General features: G+C 43.6%; 14 protein-coding genes and 6 pseudogenes. 6 read left to right on the forward strand and 14 right to left on the reverse strand.

Annotated features, from left to right (window positions below; translation table 11 throughout):
* The 8 genes and pseudogenes from ACWPV5_RS06635 to ACWPV5_RS06670 all read right to left on the reverse strand — a co-directional run.
* Positions 1–1,173, reverse strand: a complete 1,173-nt coding sequence (locus ACWPV5_RS06635) for a glycosyltransferase (protein ID WP_454382963.1) — start codon at positions 1,171–1,173, stop codon at positions 1–3.
* Positions 1,174–1,647: 474 nt separating this feature from the next.
* Positions 1,648–1,794, reverse strand: a pseudogene (locus ACWPV5_RS06640) (LPXTG cell wall anchor domain-containing protein); the annotation flags it as partial.
* Between the two features lie 75 nt (positions 1,795–1,869).
* Positions 1,870–2,073: pseudogene (locus ACWPV5_RS06645) on the reverse strand (hypothetical protein); the annotation flags it as partial.
* Between the two features lie 129 nt (positions 2,074–2,202).
* Positions 2,203–2,772: a hypothetical protein gene (locus tag ACWPV5_RS06650; protein WP_454382965.1), complete on the reverse strand. Its 570-nt coding sequence runs from the start codon at positions 2,770–2,772 to the stop codon at positions 2,203–2,205.
* A 21-nt stretch (positions 2,773–2,793) separates the two neighbouring features.
* Positions 2,794–3,231, reverse strand: a complete 438-nt coding sequence (locus tag ACWPV5_RS06655) for a hypothetical protein (protein WP_454382967.1) — start codon at positions 3,229–3,231, stop codon at positions 2,794–2,796.
* Positions 3,194–3,577, reverse strand: coding sequence for a hypothetical protein (locus ACWPV5_RS06660; RefSeq protein WP_454382969.1), 384 nt, complete (start codon positions 3,575–3,577; stop codon positions 3,194–3,196). The genes ACWPV5_RS06655 and ACWPV5_RS06660 overlap by 38 nt, the downstream gene beginning before the upstream one ends.
* A complete protein-coding gene (locus ACWPV5_RS06665; RefSeq protein WP_454382971.1) occupies positions 3,574–3,924 on the reverse strand; it encodes a hypothetical protein in 351 nt (116 codons plus the stop codon). Before ACWPV5_RS06665 ends, ACWPV5_RS06660 begins: the two co-directional genes overlap by 4 nt.
* A 311-nt stretch (positions 3,925–4,235) precedes the next feature.
* Positions 4,236–5,253: pseudogene (locus ACWPV5_RS06670) on the reverse strand (accessory Sec-dependent LPXTG-anchored adhesin); the annotation flags it as partial.
* Between the two features lie 87 nt (positions 5,254–5,340).
* Here ACWPV5_RS06670 and ACWPV5_RS06675 point away from each other — a divergent pair.
* On the forward strand, positions 5,341–5,829 hold the full coding sequence (locus ACWPV5_RS06675; protein ID WP_454382973.1) for a hypothetical protein: 489 nt from the start codon (positions 5,341–5,343) through the stop codon (positions 5,827–5,829).
* Positions 5,830–5,854: 25 nt separating this feature from the next.
* On the opposite strand, the pseudogene ACWPV5_RS06680 reads toward ACWPV5_RS06675, so the two are convergent.
* Positions 5,855–7,300 (reverse strand): annotated as a pseudogene (locus ACWPV5_RS06680) (hypothetical protein); the annotation flags it as partial.
* Positions 7,301–7,308: 8 nt separating this feature from the next.
* Between ACWPV5_RS06680 and ACWPV5_RS06685 the strand changes: the two are divergent.
* Together ACWPV5_RS06685 and ACWPV5_RS06690 are read left to right on the forward strand one after the other, a co-directional pair.
* A complete protein-coding gene (locus tag ACWPV5_RS06685; RefSeq protein ID WP_454382975.1) occupies positions 7,309–8,886 on the forward strand; it encodes a hypothetical protein in 1,578 nt (525 codons plus the stop codon).
* Positions 8,886–9,962 carry a hypothetical protein gene (locus ACWPV5_RS06690; RefSeq protein ID WP_454382977.1) on the forward strand — a complete coding sequence of 359 codons (1,077 nt, stop codon included), beginning with the start codon at positions 8,886–8,888 and terminating at the stop codon, positions 9,960–9,962. Before ACWPV5_RS06685 ends, ACWPV5_RS06690 begins: the two co-directional genes overlap by 1 nt.
* Positions 9,963–10,000: 38 nt before the next feature.
* Here ACWPV5_RS06690 and ACWPV5_RS06695 read toward each other — a convergent pair.
* Positions 10,001–10,417 (reverse strand): annotated as a pseudogene (locus ACWPV5_RS06695) (hypothetical protein); the annotation flags it as partial.
* 280 nt (positions 10,418–10,697) lie between these two features.
* On the opposite strand from ACWPV5_RS06695, the gene ACWPV5_RS06700 reads away from it, so the two are divergent.
* Complete coding sequence (locus ACWPV5_RS06700; RefSeq protein WP_454382979.1) at positions 10,698–10,907, forward strand: hypothetical protein; 210 nt, start codon at positions 10,698–10,700, stop codon at positions 10,905–10,907.
* Positions 10,908–11,620: 713 nt separating this feature from the next.
* Here ACWPV5_RS06700 and ACWPV5_RS06705 read toward each other — a convergent pair.
* The 4 genes and pseudogenes from ACWPV5_RS06705 to ACWPV5_RS06720 all read right to left on the reverse strand — a co-directional run.
* Positions 11,621–12,586, reverse strand: a pseudogene (locus ACWPV5_RS06705) (Rib/alpha-like domain-containing protein); the annotation flags it as partial.
* Between the two features lie 237 nt (positions 12,587–12,823).
* Positions 12,824–18,202 carry an accessory Sec-dependent serine-rich glycoprotein adhesin gene (locus ACWPV5_RS06710; protein WP_454382981.1) on the reverse strand — a complete coding sequence of 1,793 codons (5,379 nt, stop codon included), beginning with the start codon at positions 18,200–18,202 and terminating at the stop codon, positions 12,824–12,826.
* Between the two features lie 1,085 nt (positions 18,203–19,287).
* Entirely contained in the window at positions 19,288–19,434 is a 147-nt protein-coding gene (locus ACWPV5_RS06715; protein ID WP_261028764.1) for a hypothetical protein, read from the reverse strand.
* 10 nt (positions 19,435–19,444) lie between these two features.
* Complete coding sequence (locus tag ACWPV5_RS06720; protein ID WP_261028763.1) at positions 19,445–20,989, reverse strand: peptide chain release factor 3; 1,545 nt, start codon at positions 20,987–20,989, stop codon at positions 19,445–19,447.
* A gap of 234 nt (positions 20,990–21,223) precedes the next feature.
* Between ACWPV5_RS06720 and ACWPV5_RS06725 the strand changes: the two genes are divergently transcribed.
* On the forward strand, positions 21,224–21,475 hold the full coding sequence (locus tag ACWPV5_RS06725; RefSeq protein WP_000471833.1) for a hypothetical protein: 252 nt from the start codon (positions 21,224–21,226) through the stop codon (positions 21,473–21,475).
* A gap of 129 nt (positions 21,476–21,604) precedes the next feature.
* Positions 21,605–21,820 (forward strand): DUF4160 domain-containing protein, encoded by a 216-nt coding sequence (locus tag ACWPV5_RS06730; protein WP_454383442.1) that lies wholly within the window; start codon positions 21,605–21,607, stop codon positions 21,818–21,820.
* The last annotated feature ends 53 nt before the right edge of the window (positions 21,821–21,873 follow it).

Here is a 21,873-nt window from a genome sequence, read left to right on the forward strand (position 1 = left end):
CTATATTTTCTTTATATAATCACACATTTCTTGAGGATTATCATTAGAAAAAACTTGATCCACATGGTATGGATTGACCACATTATTGAATGATAAAATAGGTTTTTTCTTCTCTACTATCTTTTCAATCACTTCTTGATTCTTAACCTCATGATTGATGTCCAAATATACATCACATAGCTCAATCAACTTCTTACAATTCCACTCCAAAATAGAGGGATATAGTCTAATATTTTCATATTTTCTCAATGAATTCAGATAATCTCCCATCAAAGTTGTAGCAGCAATATGAATAATAGAATTTGTTAAATTCATTGCTAAAAATTCAATTTGTTCTAATGATTGACTGGCAGTCATGATAAATATGTCACGTTTTTTTCTAGGTGTTTTATGACTCGTGATCTCTGACCAGTCCATCATTGAATATCTCCACCACACTTCTCTTAAACGAGAAAAGGAACTTAAATTCCAAGGCTTATCATCTGTAATGTAATGGATAACAGCAGGTAAAGGATTGGTTGATTTTTCCAGTACAAAATATTGTTCTCTTTCCTCAGCTAATCGATCATAACCTATTTGAAAATTATAGGTATCATCTAAAACTAAGTAGCGATTTTTCGCAAGCATATTTAGGACAGTTTGATCAGCCTCCAAAAGATTTTCATGCTCTCTATTTGTAATATCAATCAATTGCTCTTGAACATTTTCCTCTCTCCACAACTTATTATTGATCAGGAGCATCCCAGCATTAAAACGGTCTTCTAAACCATAGATTACTTTAGCTGCTGCTAATAGATTAGTACCTAAGTACAACTCAAAAAGTGCCGTCAATGGACGAGTCACAATAGTATCACTATCCAAATAAAGAACCAAATCTTCTTCAACAAATTGAGATATAAAATAGCGTGCAAACGTCATATGATTAATATGTGGTCCCAAAGGAGGTAACTTCCATGTTTCTGAGACCAATCCACTCGTCAACTTCACATCAACTAACTCACTCTGCTTCTGACCCATTTTTTCACGAACACTGATAAACCATTCCTGAGGAATATCTTGATTCAAAATATACACTTTACAATTATCATGATGATAACAAATTGACTTTAATGTTGCTTCTATATATCGAATATAGCCATAATCACCAGCTAAAACAAATGTTAATTTTTCCATTGTATTTACCTATTTCCATTTATTTTATTTTTCTATTAATTTGCAAATTCAATAAACATCAAATTGATGGTTTAATTTTTAAAAATTAAACATAGAAAATACTAGAATTCAATTAAATTCTAATACATTTTTTCCTTTATGAAAGATAATTAATACTCTTCAAACCATGTCAGCTTCACCTTGTCGTATAACTGCGTTTAGCCCTGCCTTCGTCAGTCTTATCCACAACCTCAAAACAGTGTTTTAAGCAACTTGTGTCTCGTTTGCTGTTTGATTTTCATTGAGTATAAGCTTCATTTTGATTTTTTGATACTATAAAATAAATTTGCAAAACAGTTGAAAAATATTCCTATCTTAAATTATAACATCATTTTCCTCTAAAATACAATAAAACCCCCTTGAAAAGTTAAACTTTTCAAGGGGGTTCTTTCATCATTTCTAATCAATAGGAAAACTTTTTAGATAATAATCTTATTAATCTTCTTGATCATTTTTACGGCGTTTCGCAAACAGACCTAAACCAGTCACAGCTGCCAGAGCTCCTAAAAGTACAGATGATTTGGAAGCTTCTGTACCAGTATTTGGCAATTGCTGTCTTGACTTACCTGCTGATTCTGATGGTGTTTCAGAAGATAATGTATCTGCTGATGCTGATGTGTTTGGTTTCGTTACATCTTTGTCTGTCTTAGTCAAGTCTGCACCTGGGATAACTGCTGTCTTACCTGCTGGGGTTGTGACTGTAGCGTTACCTTTATCATCTACGACTACTGTAGAGCCTGGGTTGACTGCTTTGACTTTGTCCTCAATCACTTTCTTCTCTTCTGGAGTGAGAGCGTTTGGATCAGATACAACTGTCTTATCTGCTGGGGTAACGATATCATTGCCTGCATGTGTCCTCAATCACTTTCTTCTCTTCATGAGAGCGTTTGGATGATCTGCCTTTCGTTGGTTTCGTTGCATAACTTTGTCTTACCTGCTGGGGTTGTGACTGTGTTACCTTTATCATCTAGTCAAGCTTTGACTTTGTCCTCAATCACCTGGGATAACTGCTGTCTTACCTGCTGGGGTTGCACCTGGGATAACTGCTGTCTTACCTGCTGGGGTTGTGACTGTAGCGTTACCTTTATCATCTACGACTACTGTAGAGCCTGGGTTGACTGCTTTGACTTTGTCCTCAATCACTTTCTTCTCTTCTGGAGTGAGAGCGTTTGGATCAGATACAACTGTCTTATCTGCTGGGGTAACGATATCATTGCCTGCATGTGGTTTCGTTACATCTTTGTCTGTCTTAGTCAAGTCTGCACCTGGGATAACTGCTGTCTTACCTGCTGGGGTTGTGACTGTAGCGTTACCTTTATCATCTACGACTACTGTAGAGCCTGGGTTGACTGCTTTGACTTTGTCCTCAATCACTTTCTTCTCTTCTGGAGTGAGAGCGTTTGGATCAGATACAACTGTCTTATCTGCTGGGGTAACGATATCATTGCCTGCATGTGGTTTCGTTACATCTTTGTCTGTCTTAGTCAAGTCTGCACCTGGGAGCGTTTGGATCAGATACAACTGTCTTATCTGCTGGGGTAACGATATCATTGCCTGCATGTGGTTTCGTTACATCTTTGTCTACTGGCTGGTTGTGACTGTAGCGTTACCTTTATCATCTACGACTACTGTAGAGCCTGGGTTGACTGCTTTGACTTTGTCCTCAATCATAGTCTGCACCTGGGATACCTGGGACTGCTGTCTTACCTGCTGGGGTTGTGACTGTGCACCTGGGATAACTGCTGTCTTACCTTTATCATCTACGACTACTGTAGAGCCTGGGTTGACTGCTTTGACTTTGTCCTCAATCACTTTCTTCTCTTCTGGAGTGAGAGCGTTTGGATCAGATACAACTGTCTTATCTGTAACGATATCATTGCCTGCATGTGGTTTCGTTACATCTTTGTCTGTCTTAGTCAAGTCTGCACCTGGGATAACTGCTGTCTTACCTGCTGGGGTTGTGACTGTAGCGTTACCTTTATCATCTACGATGTAGAGCCTGGGTTGAACTGTCCTCAATCACTTTCTTCTCTTCTGGAGTGAGAGCGTTTGGATCAGATACAACTGTCTTATCTGCTGGGGTAACGATATCATTTGCATGTGGTTTCGTTACATCTTTGTCTGTCTTAGTCAAGTCTGCACCTGGGATAACTGCTGTCTTACCTGCTGGGGTTGTGACTGTAGCGTTACCTTTATCATCTACGACTACTGTAGAGCCTGGGTTGACTGCTTTGACTTTGTCCTCAATCACTTTCTTCTCTTCTGGAGTGAGAGCGTTTGGATCAGATACAACTGTCTTATCTGCTGGGGTAACGATATCATTGCCTGCATGTGGTTTCGTTACATCTTTGTCTGTCTTAGTCAAGTCTGCACCTGGGATAACTGCTGTCTTACCTGCTGGGGTTGTGACTGTAGCGTTACCTGGGGTTGTGACTGTAGCGTTACCTTTATCATGAGAGCGTTTTTACCTTTAGCGTCATCTACGACTACTGTAGAGCCTGGGTTGACTGCTTTGACTTTGTCCTCAATCACTTTCTTCTCTTCTGGAGTGAGAGCGTTTGGATCAGATACAACTGTCTTATCTGCTGGGGTAACTACGACTATCACTGCTTTTGCCTGCATGATGCACTTGTTTGCGAACATCTTTGTCTGTCTTGTCAAGTCTGCACCTGGGATAATGTCAAGCTGAGAGCCGATGCACTTTGTCCTCAATCACTTTCTTCTCTTCTGCGTTTGGATCAGATACAACTGATGCACTTGTACTGTCTTGAACCTGACTGGGTGTTGTGACTGTAGCGTTACGCACTGTTGTGACTGCTTGCTATCATCTACGTTTGGATGACTCTGCTGTAACGATATCATTGCTGATGCACTTGTCGATGCTGAGGCTGATGCACTTGTACTTGCTGAGGCTGACGCGCTAGTGCTTGCTGAAGCTGACGCACTTGTGCTTGCTGAAGCCGATGCACTTGTTGACGCTGAAGCCGATGCACTTGTGCTTGATGCACTGTGCTGATGCATCTTGCTGACGCTGAACTGCTGATGCACTTGTGACTACTTGCTGACTGCTTTGATGTCCTCAATCACTTTCTTCTCTTCTGGAGTAGCGTTTGGATCTTGCTGAGGCTGACGCGCTAGTGCTTGCTGAAGCTGACGCACTTGTTGATGCTGAAGCTGACGCGCTTGTCGATGCTGAAGCCGATGCACTTGTTGATGCTGAAGCCGATGCACTTGTGCTTGCTGAAGCTGACGCACTTGTTGATGCTGCTGACGCGCTAGTGCTTGCTGAAGCTGACGCACTGCTTGATGCTGAAGCTGACGCGCTTGTCGATGCTGAAGCCGATGCACTGTTGATGCTGAAGCCGATGCACTTGCTGGGCTTGCTGAAGCTGACGCGCTAGTGACGCTTGCTGAAGCTGACGCGCTTGTCGATGCTGAAGCCGATGCACTTGTTGATGCTGAAGCCGATGCACTTGTGCTTGCTGAACGCTTGTGATGCACTTGTGCTTGCTGAAGCTGACGCACTTGTTGATGCTGAAGCTGACGCACTTGTGCTTGCCGATGCACTTGAAGCCGATGCACTTGTCGATGATGCTGAAGCTGATGCACTTGTACTTGCTGAGGCTGACGCGCTAGTGCTTGCTGAAGCCGATGCACTTGTACTTGCTGAGGCTGACGCGCTAGTGCTTGCTGAAGCTGCACTTGTGCTTGCTGAGGCTGAAGCACTTGTTGACGCTGAAGCCGATGCACTTGTGCTTGCTGAGGCTGCTGTTGACGCTGATGCGATGCACTTGTGCTTGCTGAGGCTGATGCTGAAGCCGATGCACTTGTCGATGCTGAAGCTGATGCACTTGTGCTTGCTGAGGCTGATGCACTTGTCGATGCTGAAGCCGATGCACTTGTTGACGCTGAAGCCGATGCACTTGTGCTTGCTGAGGCTGATGCACTTGTTGACGCTGAAGCCGATGCACTTGTGCTTGCTGAGGCTGATGCACTTGTCGATGCTGAAGCTGATGCACTTGTACTTGCTGAGGCCGATGCACTTGTTGATGCTGAGGCTGATGCACTTGTCGATGCTGAAGCTGATGCACTTGTGCTTGCTGAGGCTGATGCACTTGTTGACTGTTGATGCTGAAGCTGATGCTAGTGCTTGCTGAGGCTGATGCACTTGTGCTTGCTGAAGCCGATGCACTTGTGCTTGCTGAGGCTGATGCACTTGTCGATGCTGAGGCTGATGCACTTGTGCTTGCTGAAGCTGACGCGCTAGTGCTTGCTGAAGCTGACGCGCTTGTCGATGCTGAAGCCGATGCACTTGTGCTTGCTGAAGCTGATGCACTTGTGCTTGCTGAAGCTGACGCACTTGTGCTTGCTGAAGCCGATGCACTTGTCGATGCTGAAGCTGATGCACTTGTTGACGCTGAAGCCGATGCACTTGTACTTGCTGAAGCCGATGCACTTGTCGATGCTGAAGCTGATGCACTTGTACTTGCTGAAGCTGACGCGCTAGTGCTTGCTGAAGCTGACGCGCTTGTCGATGCTGAAGCCGATGCACTTGTGCTTGCTGAAGCTGATGCACTTGTGCTTGCTGAAGCTGACGCACTTGTGCTTGCTTGCTGAACGATGCACTTGTCGATGCTGAAGCTGATGCACTTGTGCTTGCTGAGGCTGATGCACTTGTTGACGCTGAAGCCGATGCACTTGTGCTTGCTGAGGCTGATGCACTTGTACTTGCTGAGGCTGACGCGCTAGTGCTTGCTGAAGCTGACGCACTTGTTGATGCTGAAGCTGACGCGCTTGTCGATGCTGAAGCCGATGCACTTGTTGATGCTGAAGCCGATGCACTTGTGCTTGCTGAAGCTGACGCACTTGTTGATGCTGAGGCTGACGCGCTAGTGCTTGCTGAAGCTGACGCACTTGTTGATGCTGAAGCTGACGCGCTTGTCGATGCTGAAGCCGATGCACTTGTTGATGCTGAAGCCGATGCACTTGTGCTTGCTGAAGCTGACGCGCTAGTGCTTGCTGAGGCTGACGCGCTAGTGCTTGCTGAAGCTGACGCACTTGTGCTTGCTGAAGCCGATGCACTTGTTGACGCTGAAGCCGATGCACTTGTGCTTGCTGAGGCTGATGCACTTGTTGACGCTGAAGCCGATGCACTTGTGCTTGCTGAGGCTGATGCACTTGTACTTGCTGAGGCTGACGCGCTAGTGCTTGCTGAAGCTGACGCACTTGTTGATGCTGAAGCTGACGCGCTTGTCGATGCTGAAGCCGATGCACTTGTTGATGCTGAAGCCGATGCACTTGTGCTTGCTGAAGCTGACGCACTTGTTGATGCTGAGGCTGACGCGCTAGTGCTTGCTGAAGCTGACGCACTTGTTGATGCTGAAGCTGACGCGCTTGTCGATGCTGAAGCCGATGCACTTGTTGATGCTGAAGCCGATGCACTTGTGCTTGCTGAAGCTGACGCGCTAGTGCTTGCTGAAGCTGACGCGCTTGTCGATGCTGAAGCCGATGCACTTGTTGATGCTGAAGCCGATGCACTTGTGCTTGCTGAAGCTGATGCACTTGTGCTTGCTGAAGCTGACGCACTTGTGCTTGCTGAAGCCGATGCACTTGTCGATGCTGAAGCTGATGCACTTGTACTTGCTGAGGCTGACGCGCTAGTGCTTGCTGAAGCCGATGCACTTGTACTTGCTGAAGCTGATGCACTTGTACTTGCTGAAGCTGACGCACTTGTTGACGCTGAAGCCGATGCACTTGTGCTTGCTGAAGCCGATGCACTTGTACTTGCTGAAGCCGATGCACTTGTTGACGCTGAAGCTGACGCGCTAGTGCTTGCTGAGGCTGATGCACTTGTGCTTGCTGAGGCTGATGCACTTGTGCTTGCTGAAGCCGATGCACTTGTGCTTGCTGAGGCTGATGCACTTGTCGATGCTGAGGCTGATGCACTTGTACTTGCTGAGGCTGACGCGCTAGTGCTTGCTGAAGCTGACGCACTTGTGCTTGCTGAGGCTGATGCACTTGTTGACGCTGAAGCCGATGCACTTGTGCTTGCTGAGGCTGATGCACTTGTACTTGCTGAAGCCGATGCACTTGTCGATGCTGAAGCTGATGCTTGATGCACTTGTGCTTGCTGAGGCTGATGCACTTGTCGATGCTGAAGCCGATGCACTTGTTGACGCTGAAGCCGATGCACTTGTGCTTGCTGAGGCTGATGCACTTGTTGACGCTGAAGCCGATGCACTTGTGCTTGCTGAGGCTGATGCACTTGTCGATGCTGAAGCTGATGCACTTGTACTTGCTGAGGCCGATGCACTTGTCGATGCTGAAGCTGATGCACTTGTGCTTGCTGAGGCTGATGCACTTGTTGATGCTGAAGCCGATGCACTTGTACTTGCTGAGGCTGACGCACTTGTACTTGCTGACGCGCTAGTGCTTGCTGAAGCTGACGCACTTGTTGACGCTGAAGCTGATGCACTTGTGCTTGCTGAGGCTGAAGCACTTGTTGACGCTGAAGCCGATGCACTTGTGCTTGCTGAGGCTGATGCACTTGTTGACGCTGAAGCCGATGCACTTGTCGATGCTGAAGCTGATGCACTTGTGCTTGCTGAGGCTGATGCACTTGTCGATGCTGAAGCCGATGCACTTGTTGACGCTGAAGCCGATGCACTTGTGCTTGCTGAGGCTGATGCACTTGTTGACGCTGAAGCCGATGCACTTGTGCTTGCTGAAGCCGATGCACTTGTCGATGCTGAAGCTGATGCACTTGTACTTGCTGAAGCCGATGCACTTGTACTTGCTGAAGCTGATGCACTTGTACTTGCTGAAGCCGATGCACTTGTCGATGCTGAAGCTGATGCACTTGTACTTGCTGAGGCCGATGCACTTGTTGATGCTGAGGCTGATGCACTTGTCGATGCTGAAGCTGATGCACTTGTGCTTGCTGAGGCTGATGCACTTGTTGATGCTGAAGCTGACGCGCTAGTGCTTGCTGAAGCTGACGCACTTGTCGATGCTGAGGCTGATGCACTTGTCGATGCTGAAGCTGATGCACTTGTGCTTGCTGAGGCTGATGCACTTGTCGATGCTGAAGCCGATGCACTTGTGCTTGCTGAGGCTGATGCACTTGTTGATGCTGAGGCTGATGCACTTGTTGACGCTGAAGCCGATGCACTTGTTGACGCTGAAGCCGATGCACTTGTACTTGCTGAGGCTGACGCACTTGTTGATGCTGAAGCCGATGCACTTGTGCTTGCTGAAGCCGATGCACTTGTACTTGCTGAGGCTGATGCACTTGTCGATGCTGAAGCTGATGCACTTGTGCTTGCTGAGGCTGATGCACTTGTTGATGCTGAGGCTGACGCGCTAGTGCTTGCTGAGGCTGACGCACTTGTACTTGCTGAAGCTGAAGCGCTAGTGCTTGCTGAAGCTGACGCACTTGTTGACGCTGAAGCCGATGCACTTGTTGACGCTGAAGCCGATGCACTTGTGCTTGCTGAAGCCGACGCACTTGTACTTGCTGAAGCCGATGCACTTGTCGATGCTGAAGCTGACGCGCTAGTGCTTGCTGAAGCCGATGCACTTGTTGACGCTGAGGCTGACGCACTTGTACTTGCTGAAGCTGACGCGCTAGTGCTGAAGCTGACGCACTTGTTGACGCTGAAGCTGACGCGCTAGTGCTTGCTGAAGCCGATGCACTTGTTGAGGCTGAAGCCGATGCACTTGTCGATGCTGAAGCCGATGCACTTGTCGATGCTGAAGCTGACGCGCTAGTGCTTGCTGAAGCCGATGCACTTGTTGAGGCTGAAGCACTTGTCGATGCTGAAGCCGATGCACTTGTGCTTGCTGAAGCCGACGCACTTGTACTTGCTGAAGCCGATGCACTTGTTGATGCTGAAGCTGACGCGCTAGTGCTTGCTGAAGCTGACGCACTTGTCGATGCTGAAGCTGATGCACTTGTTGATGCTGAAGCCGATGCACTTGTGCTTGCTGAAGCCGATGCACTTGTCGATGCTGAAGCTGACGCGCTAGTGCTTGCTGAGGCTGACGCACTTGTCGATGCTGAAGCTGATGCACTTGTCGATGCTGAAGCTGATGCACTTGTGCTTGCTGAAGCCGACGCACTTGTCGATGCTGAAGCTGACGCGCTAGTGCTTGCTGAAGCCGATGCACTTGTTGAGGCTGAGGCTGAAGCACTTGTCGATGCTGAAGCCGATGCACTTGTGCTTGCTGAAGCCGACGCACTTGTACTTGCTGAAGCCGATGCACTTGTTGATGCTGAAGCTGACGCACTTGTTGACGCTGAAGCTGACGCACTTGTCGATGCTGAAGCTGATGCACTTGTGCTTGCTGAAGCCGATGCACTTGTTGATGCTGAAGCTGATGCACTTGTTGATGCTGAAGCCGATGCACTTGTGCTTGCTGAAGCCGATGCACTTGTCGATGCTGAAGCTGACGCGCTAGTGCTTGCTGAGGCTGACGCACTTGTCGATGCTGAAGCTGATGCACTTGTCGATGCTGAAGCTGATGCACTTGTGCTTGCTGAAGCCGACGCACTTGTCGATGCTGAAGCTGATGCACTTGTCGATGCTGAAGCTGACGCGCTAGTGCTTGCTGAGGCTGACGCACTTGTTGACGCTGAAGCCGATGCACTTGTGCTTGCTGAAGCTGACGCACTTGTGCTTGCTGAAGCCGATGCACTCGTGCTTGCTGAAGCTGATGCACTTGTGCTTGCTGAAGCTGATGCTTTTTGAGACTTGTAATCTGAATCATCTAATGTTGGCGTAACTGTATCAACAGTATTATCATCGTAGGTAACGGTTACTACTCCACGTTCATTAACAGAGATTGATTTAATTTGTTTACCAGCATTTAGTTTTTCAATCGCTGCGCGAATTTTTTCTCTATCTTCGGCTGTTGGATTCGTTTTATTTGTTACCTGAATACTTGCTGGTACATCTGGTTGATATTTCTCGTTTAGAGGAGCTTGTTGGAGTCCATATTCGACAAAATTAGTATTATCCGACAAGTCACGAACTCTTGCAAATCGTGTCCACTTATTACCTGCACTATATGGTTGAGTAGGATTATAGGTTCCTTCTTCTGTCAATTGACGTGTGTCTGGTTGAGCGACTGAAGCATTCGTAACTGTATTAGTCGTTTGTTTCGCACGACCACCCGTTGCAAATGGACTTTCAATGAGATTCATCGTTGCATACTTCGGATCTTCATTAACAGAATTATTCCATGCCTCAATATTTTTAACCTTACCACTGTTATCAGTAGTTGTTACAGTCACACGGAATTTATCTCCAGCATAGATTTTACTCTTGCCATCTGTCGTCTTAGGAGCTTCTACCCATGTATCGTTCGCCTTGTCATATACTTCTACCTTAACAGTAACTTTCGGTGCTTCAGTTTCCCTAGTAATAGTTTTAGTCGTCGTTTCTGATTCAAGTGTTTCCGGTTGCCTTGTTGTAGGATTTGTAATGTCTTTACTTTGTTTAACTGTTACCGTTCCTGTTGGAAGCAAACCGTTACTATCTGCTAATTCAGCCGCGTCAAATGTAACACTTGTAGCACCTGCTGGTACTTCCTTCGGAATTGTCTTACTTCCAAGTGTCAGGGTCACTGTCGCACCTGGTGTTACGTCTGTTACTGTAATTCCATTTGGAAGACCACCTGTATTCGTTACCTGATCATCTACGATTTGTGGTGTTTTTGGTTTCACCTTAATCGTTATAGGAACCGTTCTGGCATTTCTCGGTTGAGTGGTCGAACCTTGAGGAAGAGTAATTCTGACATTCTTAGTATACACACCTGGAGTTACTAATTCCGTATCACTTAACACATCTGCCCAACTATAAGTAGCTCCCTCTGGAAAGGCGACAGTTGGATTAGAATTTTTCAGTGCAGATTTCGGATTATCAAGAATGTTCTTTATCGGAGTCTTATCACCTGCAGTTGTGACAAACTCTGACTCAGCTGCCACAGGATCAATTACTGTATAATTAAAGCTAACCACACTTGCTAAGTTTGGATTTTCTTTAGATACCGCTCCAAATCGGCTCTGTGGATAAATAACGCTTACAGTATAGCTAGTCTTATGACTTCTACCTGTGGAACCAGTTGTATTCCAGATGCCTCCGAAGTTTTCAGTACCAACAGGGGTTATTATTTCATCGCCTTCATTATTCACTTGATATCTATAAAACCATCTAACAGATCTGAATACATCTCTTACAGACGGGTCATAAAGATTGGTATAGTCATCAATCGTTCCACCAATATTATTAGCCCAGTTGCTTGATCTACCGTTTGGAACATAATCGCGACCACCTCCCTCGGTCCCTTTAAAGGCGTAAAACTCTCCTGTCACACCATTGTTACTTTTAACTTCAACCTTTGGATAGACGGTGTAGTTATAAGGAATTTCATCCGTTGTTCCGTCTGGATGTGTTACCAACAAAGTAGCTGTACGATCTCCACGCGTATCAAACGTTGGTTCGCTTCCTGCTTTCCAAGTGACTTGCGTATTGTCAGGCAAAGCTTTATTTCCTACTCCACGTACAAACTCTTTTGGATGTAGGTCTGCTAGCGTTTCATCACTGATTGCATAGAAGCGGTTTGAGACTTTTTCTACACCATACTTAACATTTGGTTGAACTGTATTGCTTGTCCCATCTGCATAAGCAATTGTCACAGAACCATCCGACGCTTGAGTATAAGAAGTGATTTGTCTATCCGTCTGTGGGTTAGCCGCTTTAATATCACTCAATACTCTAGCTTTTTCTTCTGTTGTCAGATTATTTGCATCTGCAACAACAAATTTCTCTGGATTTACTCCTGGATACTTGTCTGCTAGTTTACCTTGTTGCAAGATAAATGTGCTACCAATCGAACGATTTCCTACTTTATCTTCTGCAACAATAGAACGAGTAACTCGTTGACCTGAGCTCCATTGTAGATTATCTTTAATCTTACCGGTTTGTTGCACACTTGCTGGCGAATCTGCAGTTGCCGTCGTCACAGCATTAATATTATTAGCGTTTGCAGTCCCCCACGAATTATCAAGAACATTGGTTGTTGGTGCAGCGGTATAAATACCCTGACGGACTTGTGTATTTACAATCTTACCACTATTATCTGTAAAAGTTGTCGTAAAACGAAGCTCATCACCAGCATAGAAAGTATGGAGCTTACGACCTGTAGCATCCGTTGTATTCGGTACTGCCACCCAGTTACCAGATTTATCTTTTACTTCTACCACAGTATCTGTTGCGACTGGAGCTTCCCTTTCATTTGTAACAGTTCCAGTTGTTACCGCAGAAGTCAAGACTTTCTCTTTGTTACTATCGCTAGGATCTTGGCGAGTCACTTCTTGCTTAACTGTAATATCCCCTGCAGGAAGGAAGCCATTATTGGCACTATATACCGCCTGCAAATCTGCTGGAGTAAAGGTTACACTTGAGGCATTATCTTCAGCTTTCTTCTTGATAGTTTGACCTGCAATTGTCAGAGTAACTGTCGCACCGCCTACGATATTGTCAACTTTTATTGATTGATCTTGCAATCCACCTTTTTCAGTAATTGTATCTTGGGAAATAACCGGTGCTTAAGGTTTTACACGAAGTACCACCGTAATTTCCGTACTGTGTTGTTTTTCACTCGAATCTTTTGAGAGAGTCATTACAACACGGTGCGTTGAGATACGAGGGCTAGAAACTGTCGAAGCATCCGGTTTTTCACCAGTACGCCACACATAGCTTGTATCAGAAGGTGCTACTGGCGTTCCATCAACGTTTTTTACAGCATTTCCCGGATTATCAATGATGTATCGGATGGTTTCAAGATCACCAACCGTTGTTTCAAATACCTGTTTGGCTGTATAATCATAGTTTCCATAATTAAATGAAACTGAACTTGTTAAGGCAGGATTATCTGCTGTAACAGCTCCAAAACGACCATTTGAATAACGACCATTTACCGTATAAGTTGTTTCATGGGCTAGATTATCCACGTTCCAAACCTGGCTAAATGTTGGTTGACCATATGGAGTTGTAATTTCATCTCCCTTATTATTCAACTTATAGCTATAGGACCATTGAGCATTATTTCCTAATACATCCGTATTAACATAGAAATAACTATGCCCCCCTATGATGTTACGACCTTTGAAACTATGAAACTCTCCTGTTTTCCCATTTCGAGTATAGGTCGTTAATTTTGGATATACTTGATATGTGTAATTTACAATATCACTAGAACCATCTGTATAGGTCACTTTTAGAGTTGCCGATTTGTTATCCCCTACAGCTGCGGTGGTTGGTTTCGTTTCCCAAGTCACAGTAGCCGAAGTCGGAATATCTCCAGCAATAAAATCTCGTGCTGTCCAACTATCGACATTCTCTTCACTAACAGCATAGAATTTTCCGTTATTTTTAGCCGTTGGAGTGTATTTTTGTGCCTGAGTTTGAACTGTCAATCTAATCTGCTGAGTAGCGATATTCCCACGCTTATCTTTGGCAGTTACAGTGACTACTGTAGGAGTAGAACTTGCTGTTGTTGGACTTCCAACAATCTTACCATCTTCATAACGCAAACCAATAGGAAGATTAGTCAAAACAATTCCATCTGTATCTGCCAGACCTACTCCTGTATCCACCGCTGTAACAGGAATTTCAACTAATTCCCCAGTAGTTATAGTCTGCTCACTTGGAGCTGTGATAACAGGTTTTTCCGTATCCGTAACAAGTCGTGCTTGGGACTGGTCACTCGTATAGCCATCTTGAGTTCTAGTAGTAGAGACAATGGTTGTCTCATTCTTGATAACTCTGTCTGCAAACGTTACTTGACCATTACTTGAATTAATCGAAACGCCTGTCGGTGTCTCATTCAAACGCCACACATTATTAGTTTTAGTAGCAGTCAAGGTCTTAGTAGCTGTTGCGCCTGCAGGGGTATAAGTGATGGACATATTGTTAACAGTTGTTTCAGACGTTTTTGGTGCAACTGTCACAACACCAGATTCAGCAACATCGATGACCGGTTTTGTTGGTTTGGCGATAAAGATAACAGTCTGTGTCTTATCCACTGCGAATACTGTACGTGTCGTACTACTTTCATCTTTAGCTTGATTTGGGAACACTGCCTTGGCATGGCGAGTGTACTGCCCTGGAGGTAAGACTTCGTCTGCATCAGTGGACGTAATAGCATCTTTCATCCAAGTAAAATCCATTCCACTTGGGAAGAATTTATCATCTTGATTTTGACCATTTGACTCCCCAGTAGTACCGAGGTAATTGTGTGCATCCCCCAACTTATCTCCTGCATTTTTAGAGATTTGATTATTAGAAGGCACATTTTTCTTGACAACATCTGCTACACGATACTTCATAAAGTAAGTACGTTCGTTAGTTCCATCTGAAACATGAATCTTAGCAATGTGCGTACCTAACGTTTGACTGTCAGAAACTGTACCTAAAAACTGACGTGCTTCATATTTAGCACTCTCTGTTTTACCAGTTTTCGTTGTAAAGTTTGTCGCAGACACTCCTCCAGGCAAGTTTTCAACTATCAATTTGGTCAATTTACCTGAATTATCCCAAGCTTGAAACATTGGGTTGAAGTTTGCACCACGGAAAACAGTAAAGACAGGCGCTGCACTTGCTGTTGGTTCTGTCGTCGGTAAGCTAATACCTTGAACCGTAAGGTTTGGAGCAATCGTATCTCGAACTGTAAAGTTTACAGTAACGTCATCAGTCGAACCATCTGGATAAGTGACTACTACTGTACGTGTCTGGTTCCCCGCTGTCCAGTTTGTCGGCTCTGCATCTTTCCATGTATAAGTTGTTCTTGCGCCTGCAGTTATTCCTGTGGTTGGCAACGTATCCTTATTGGAAATATAAGATTCAGGACTATTGAAGGTTACACGTCCATTTGCCTGCAAATCTACTGTCGTAGGTGCTGTAGCTGTCGGTGTATATTTATCTTTTTGAGCGCGGTATTCAATTTGAATATTAGCTGGGTTAGCTGCATCGTTTTGACCATTATTATTATTCAAATCCGCGACGTCAAATGCTGTGATATAGCGATTCCAAGTGTTTGATGCAGTGTTTGCTTGTACAACCTTATTTTTAGTAACTTGTCCAGCAATATTAACTTTATATGGATTTGTCGCTGTTGCATTATGATCCTGCCCAAGCTTACCTGTTTTATCTGTAAAAGTAATGCTTGTCCCATTCTCTGATACGTTCGTTCCACTTGTAACTTCAAAGTTAGTTGCAGGAGCGTCCTTTTGAGAATTGGTATGAACTTTGATCTTATTCAAGCGCTCACTGTTATCAGTCAAATTCACATCAACATCGAAGGATTCTTCTCGATAAACGATAACCTTACGTGGATTGCTTGCTTCAACTGTCGCACCCTTGTTTACTGTAATACTTGCGATTTGTGGAGCTTCGTTATCAATATTACGAGCGATGATTGAGTTACTATAACCTGATTCTACGTAAGTCTTCTCAATACCATCATTATCTCGATAGGATGATTGGTTTTCGATTTTAACCTTAGAATTAAAGCTATCTCCCCTCGCCAACGGAACTGCTGCGAAGGTTACATTACCACTCGCATCAGCTGTTGCAGTTCTGTATTCTTGACCGTTTTTGTAGAGAACGACTTTCTTGTCTGGTGTAGCACCGGTGATACGAATGTCTTGTGTCAGAACTCCTTCAACGAAGTCAGACGCAATTTCTGGCGCCGTCGGTTTCACAACAAATTTAACCGGCGTATCAGCGCTTGTCCCATCTGGAAAGGCACGATGAATCTTATACTCAAATACCCCTGGTGTACGTCCAACCTGTTTCGCATCTACAGTGTTACCACTTTGGTCACGATAGGTCATAACAGTCCCTTTCGGACCTTTATCACCTGAGTAATTTTGCGTACCTGGGTGTACTAAATATTGGTTTGGATCGGCATAAGCTTGACTAGTATTGTCATTTTCATACCACCATTTAAGACCTGCCTGATCAAAGGAATTTGTATCGTACGGCGCCTTCACTTGGTTAACGATATAAGTTCCGCCATCACGTGCTTCAAATGGATAAGCTTGCAGAGTTGTTAAACCTAAAGGATTTTTATGAATTGCAGACCCTGCCCAAGATGTTGACTGCGTCCCTTGACCATATAAAAACTTCATATTCTTTAATTGGGCATTGGTCACATTATCTGGAACCGTCGTTACAAAACGCATAACATTGACACGACCTTCTGCCCCTACATTAACGTGTTTGTAGAAGGTACGAGGCTCGTTACTCCAAATAATACCATCCTTGACATGGTTTTCCCAAATATTTTTGTAGTCTCCACCCCAGCTCATTGTACTGTAGGCAGCTACTTTTTTCAGCAGGTTGAACTGTTGGTCTCCGTTATTAAGGGAAACCTTGTCCATATTACGGATAACTTCGATACCTTCTCTTCTGTTACCTTTGTAATCCGTCGGCATCATGTTATCGTTTGGATTTGTCGAAATAGGCAAGTCAGCAAAGTTCTGATTTTGTTGACCTGTCAGCCTTCTAACATAGGAAGTTCTAACAATTTCCGTAGGCATGTTCACTTCTGTTGGAATCTGGAACCACTGTGTATTATTCGTGTTGTTCATGATTTGTTCCGGATTGGTCAAAATCGTCCAAGTAATCGAAGTGACTTTCCCTTTAGCATTGAAAGTTGGCACTGCCTTCATCAGGGTTTCATGTTCAACACGAAGTTTTGGTACATCAGAGTGTCCCGAAACGAGATAGGTGACACTTTCATCGTTAGCTCTATTTTCAACTTGAGAACCAATGGCATTGGAACCAAGCTGTGTGTTACGCGAACGAACTTGAACTCCACGTTCCATCTGTTGACCATTGAGATGGCTACGTTTTCCGTTATGGGCGCGGAGCACAGCGTTAACAATTGAGTTTTGCGCAGATGTGGCTTGCTTGATAACATCTGTTAGATCCGCATTTGGATTTTTCAGCGCTTCTTCGATAGCTGTTACAGCAGCATTCACCTTAGCAACCGCTGCTTCTGTATTTGGCAGACCGATAGACTTAGCGAGGTATTCACCCATAGTCGCTGAGATTTTAGATAGACGTTTGCGGTCTTCTTGTGCTTTCTTGTTGCTCTCAGCAGATACTGTAGTCGCTACGGCAGCTGTTGTTGTCGTATCCACCAAACTTGAAGTCGTTGATGTGATTTGACTCAAACGATTTTCAACTGCTTGTAGAGATGCGAGGCTTTCAGTGATAACTTTTGAAAGAGCTGCATCAGCTGTTGCGTTAGCTGCATCTTCCTTACGAACAGATGTCTCTTTGTTTGAAGCTGTCTCTGATGTTGCTGGTTTTGCAAGTTCAGAAGTTACTCCAGCTTGTGATTGAGAAGCACTTGTTACAGCCGATGTACTTGCCGATGTAGACGCTACAGCACTTGTTGAGGCTGATGCGCTTGCCGATGTACTTACACTTGTTGAAGTACTTACTGATTGGCTTTCACTTTCTGAAAGATGCTTACTTGCATTCTTGGAAGCTTCCTCAGACAAGGATTGGCTTTGGCTGACAGAAACTGATAAGCTGTCGGCTTGAGCCCCCTCCTGATCTTTTACTGTTCCCAAAGTTACCGTGTCTGTATTCGCAAGTGTTTGATTTGACTCTACTGTCTTTTCAAGAGCGTCGTTGGCATAAACAGTTGTTTGTGTTGCAACTGCTCCTCCAAGCACCGTCCCTGCTGCGGCTATCCCTTTCAGGATATCCAATCCTGTTAGTGTATTTGATGATTGCTCTTCGATTACTTCAGTTGTTACCTGAGCAGCATCTACACCACCACGCAAGACTTTAAAAAGTCCAAATTGAGAGGTCGAGGCACGCAACCAATGCTTACCTGACTTGATCAACTTGAAACGGGTCACACGATCCGTCTCTCTATATTCACCTTCTTGGCGTCTAAAAAACATTTTTTAGATTCCTTTCCAATTAAATTTATGTGTATTTATCAATAAAATACCAATCTATATTATACACTTCAAATGCAATTAATTCAATAAGTTTTAAAACATTTTTACCTAAAAAAAAAAGCATTTTATATATATTTTATAGGCGAATATGCCGCTTTTTATAAATATCAGTAAAATGATTATTTCAAGCGATTTCATGGGGATAAAATTCAAATTTAAGCGTTTTTATGTTTCTAAATTTCGAAATCTTAAATTTCTGTTACAAGCTTTGAAGGCATTTTTAAATTTTACTATAAAAATATTTCATTTTATACATATGTTACCTTCATCGAGTGATACAATATATTAACTATATTGTGCATATTCTTGATTTTTTTATTAACTTTCGACATATGAGTCACATAATCCTTCAACATACTTAATTTACAAGAACCTATAAATGTATTCACAGCCTATTTCTCATCACGATATCAATTTGTTATCATTTATTATAGACTCAGTCACACTCTTACTAGACACTACTAACATCCAAAAACTAACTAGATTGTTTGATTAAATCCACTATTATAATAAAGTAAAATCTGAACAATACGATTAGAAAACTCCGACCAATTTCTAACAATATTTCAGGAGATGAGATTTACCAGTCTTGATTCAATTTAGTTTATAGCTAACTTTATTGACACTCTACTATTTTATTTATTTATATAACATAACGTTGCACTAAAAATCTCGCAATGCCATAACATTTCCATAAGTTTATTACTATACGATATTTTGATAAGGCACTATAGTAGATTGAATTTAGAATAGAACACCATAGTTTCTAAATCATTGTTAGAAATTACTTTAAAATCTCCTCGTCAATTTGTTCACATTTTCTTCCAATCTACTACACTTAACTATTCAACACCAAGACATCTAGCTTGCCCAGTCAATTTCCCATTCGTCACAACGAAAAAGCCCACAATGTAATATAACATTGATGGACTTTTTAATATGATATACAGACAAACCACCACAGCGCTTATCAATCTTTACACTAGGACACAGAGAGACGAAAACAATCTATTTTCGCCGATGAGTTAGTCAGGCAGGTAGTTCACTTCCTTCCCATTACGACGGCAAATTTCACGAATCGATACCATTCGTGGAATTTGCCTAGTGAAGCGTTTAGGTAAGCCGCCATAGCGCTTACCGTCAAATGACAGCAACTTTATGTTGCTAGTCATTTGTAACGATTTACATCTTCTCCTCCAACTCTACGTCTGGATACTTGTCCGCAAACCAGCGGAGGGCAAAGTCATTTTCAAAGAGGAAGACTGGTTGGTCAAAACGGTCTTTGGCCAAGATATTGCGGCTTGATGACATGCGTTCATCCAAGTCCTCAGGCTTGATCCAACGAACAGTCTTTTTACCCATTGGGCTCATGACTACTTCCGCATTGTACTCGCCTTCCATGCGGTGTTTAAAGACTTCAAACTGGAGTTGACCAACAGCTCCCAGCATGTACTCGCCTGTTTGGTAATTCTTATAAAGCTGAATGGCACCTTCTTGCACCAATTGCTCAATCCCCTTGTGGAAGGATTTCTGCTTCATGACATTCTTAGCAGAAACTTTCATAAAAATCTCAGGTGTAAAGGTTGGCAGAGGTTCAAATTCAAACTTGTTTTTACCAACCGTCAAGGTATCCCCAACCTGATAAGTACCTGTATCGTAAACCCCGATAATATCACCTGCTACAGCATTAGTCACATTCTCACGACTTTCCGCCATAAACTGGGTAACATTAGACAGTTTAGCACCCTTACCAGTACGAGGCAAGTTGACACTCATGCCACGCTCAAATTCACCCGATACGATACGGACAAAGGCAATACGGTCACGGTGACGAGGGTCCATGTTGGCTTGGATTTTAAAGACAAATCCTGAGAAATCCTTGTTATAAGGATCCACAATTTCTCCATCTGTTTTCTTGTGCCCATGTGGTTCTGGAGCAAACTTAAGAAAGGTTTCAAGGAAGGTCTGAACACCAAAGTTTGTCAAAGCTGAACCGAAGAAGACTGGCGTCAATTCTCCAGCAAGGATAGCTTCCTCTGAAAACTCATTTCCAGCTTCATTTAAAAGTTCAATATCATCCTTGACTTGCTCGTAGAAAGGATTGCTACCAAAAAGCTTGTCCCCATCTTCCAAACTAGCAAAACGCTCATCCCCTTTATAGAGCTCCAAGCGTTGATTATAAAGGTCATAGAGCCCCTCAAAGGCTTTCCCCATCCCGATAGGCCAGTTCATCGGATAGCTCGCAATACCCAAGACTTCTTCCAATTCTTGCAAGAGGTCCAGTGGCTCACGTCCGTCACGGTCTAGCTTGTTCATAAAGGTAAAGACTGGAATACCACGGTGCTTGACAACCTCAAACAATTTCTTGGTTTGAGCCTCGATACCCTTGGCAGAGTCCACGACCATGACCGCAGCATCCACCGCCATCAAGGTCCGATAAGTGTCTTCTGAAAAGTCCTCGTGTCCTGGCGTATCGAGGATATTCACGCGCTTGCCGTCGTAGTCAAACTGCATCACAGATGAAGTAACCGAAATCCCACGTTGCTTCTCGATATCCATCCAGTCAGACTTGGCAAAAGTCCCTGTTTTCTTCCCTTTCACCGTACCAGCCTCACGAATCTCACCCCCAAAGTAAAGCAACTGCTCCGTAATGGTTGTTTTCCCCGCGTCCGGGTGAGAGATGATGGCAAAGGTACGACGTTTCTTAATTTCTTCTTGAATATTCATAAGTTCTCTTTCTTTGATTCTCTATTTTTCTTGTTTCAATAGCTAAGAATGATTTTTACATTGGATTTTACCATTCCTTTCAACACTCCATTATATCGGATTTTAGCATTTTTTTCAATTTCTATTTTATGTTAGACTATACTTGAATAAAAGCTATTCCTTATAGTCAAATAGATCGAAAACCGTGACAATTCTAGCAAAAATGATATAATAAAACAAAAAGGAGATATAATCATGTTCAAAGAATTTGGTGTAACTAATTTAGAAGTAACGAAAGATGATATTTACAAGAATCCAAGCAACCCTATTTTGCGCATGTATGATGACGATGAATTAATTGGAACCTTTAGTATTCTAACTGGAGAAGTATTAGAAAATTTGGACTTGGCAGACTATGACATTCGTTTTGCTCAAAAGCAAATTGAGTTAAATCGCGATAACTACCTTGAAACATGGAAGGACTACGTGGGACTACTACATGCCTAAATATTCTTTCCTAATACTCTTCAAAAATCAAATTCAAACCACGTCAGCGTCGGCTTGTCGTACTCAAGTACTGCCTGCGCCTAGCTTTCTAGTTTGCTCTTTGATTTTTATTGAGTATAAAAGTATGGTATTGAAATTCGTCCTAACGAACATAACCATAAAGGTCAAAAAGCGCATATTCACATTTATATACACGGAGAAGAGGTCGGCTCAATGTTTCTGAACGGTGAACTGAGAGATGGTAAAGTAAAAGCAAAAGACCTAAAAATAATCAGGCAATATATTTTAGAAAATACAGATGAACTTCAGGATTTATGGAATGAATACCAAAAAAGTGCATATTAAAACCAAAGAATCTTAGTTTGCTAATGCACAATAGACAAGACTAGCAAGCAATT

It is taken from the genome of Streptococcus sp. Marseille-Q7156, assembly GCF_965119495.1.

What these genes read in the sequence shown, in the direction of transcription:
- ACWPV5_RS06650 (WP_454382965.1), bottom strand. Translation starts at nt 2,772, where the DNA reads ATGCAGGCAATGATATCGTTACCCCAGCAGATAAGACAGTTGTATCTG.
- ACWPV5_RS06715 (WP_261028764.1), bottom strand. Translation starts at nt 19,434, where the DNA reads ATGACTAGCAACATAAAGTTGCTGTCATTTGACGGTAAGCGCTATGGC.
- ACWPV5_RS06685 (WP_454382975.1), top strand. Translation starts at nt 7,309, where the DNA reads ATGCTGAAGCTGATGCTTGATGCACTTGTGCTTGCTGAGGCTGATGCA.
- ACWPV5_RS06725 (WP_000471833.1), top strand. Translation starts at nt 21,224, where the DNA reads ATGTTCAAAGAATTTGGTGTAACTAATTTAGAAGTAACGAAAGATGAT.
- ACWPV5_RS06720 (WP_261028763.1), bottom strand. Translation starts at nt 20,989, where the DNA reads ATGAATATTCAAGAAGAAATTAAGAAACGTCGTACCTTTGCCATCATC.
- ACWPV5_RS06700 (WP_454382979.1), top strand. Translation starts at nt 10,698, where the DNA reads ATGTCTTTACTTTGTTTAACTGTTACCGTTCCTGTTGGAAGCAAACCG.
- ACWPV5_RS06710 (WP_454382981.1), bottom strand. Translation starts at nt 18,202, where the DNA reads ATGTTTTTTAGACGCCAAGAAGGTGAATATAGAGAGACGGATCGTGTG.
- ACWPV5_RS06635 (WP_454382963.1), bottom strand. Translation starts at nt 1,173, where the DNA reads ATGGAAAAATTAACATTTGTTTTAGCTGGTGATTATGGCTATATTCGA.
- ACWPV5_RS06675 (WP_454382973.1), top strand. Translation starts at nt 5,341, where the DNA reads ATGCTGAAGCTGATGCTAGTGCTTGCTGAGGCTGATGCACTTGTGCTT.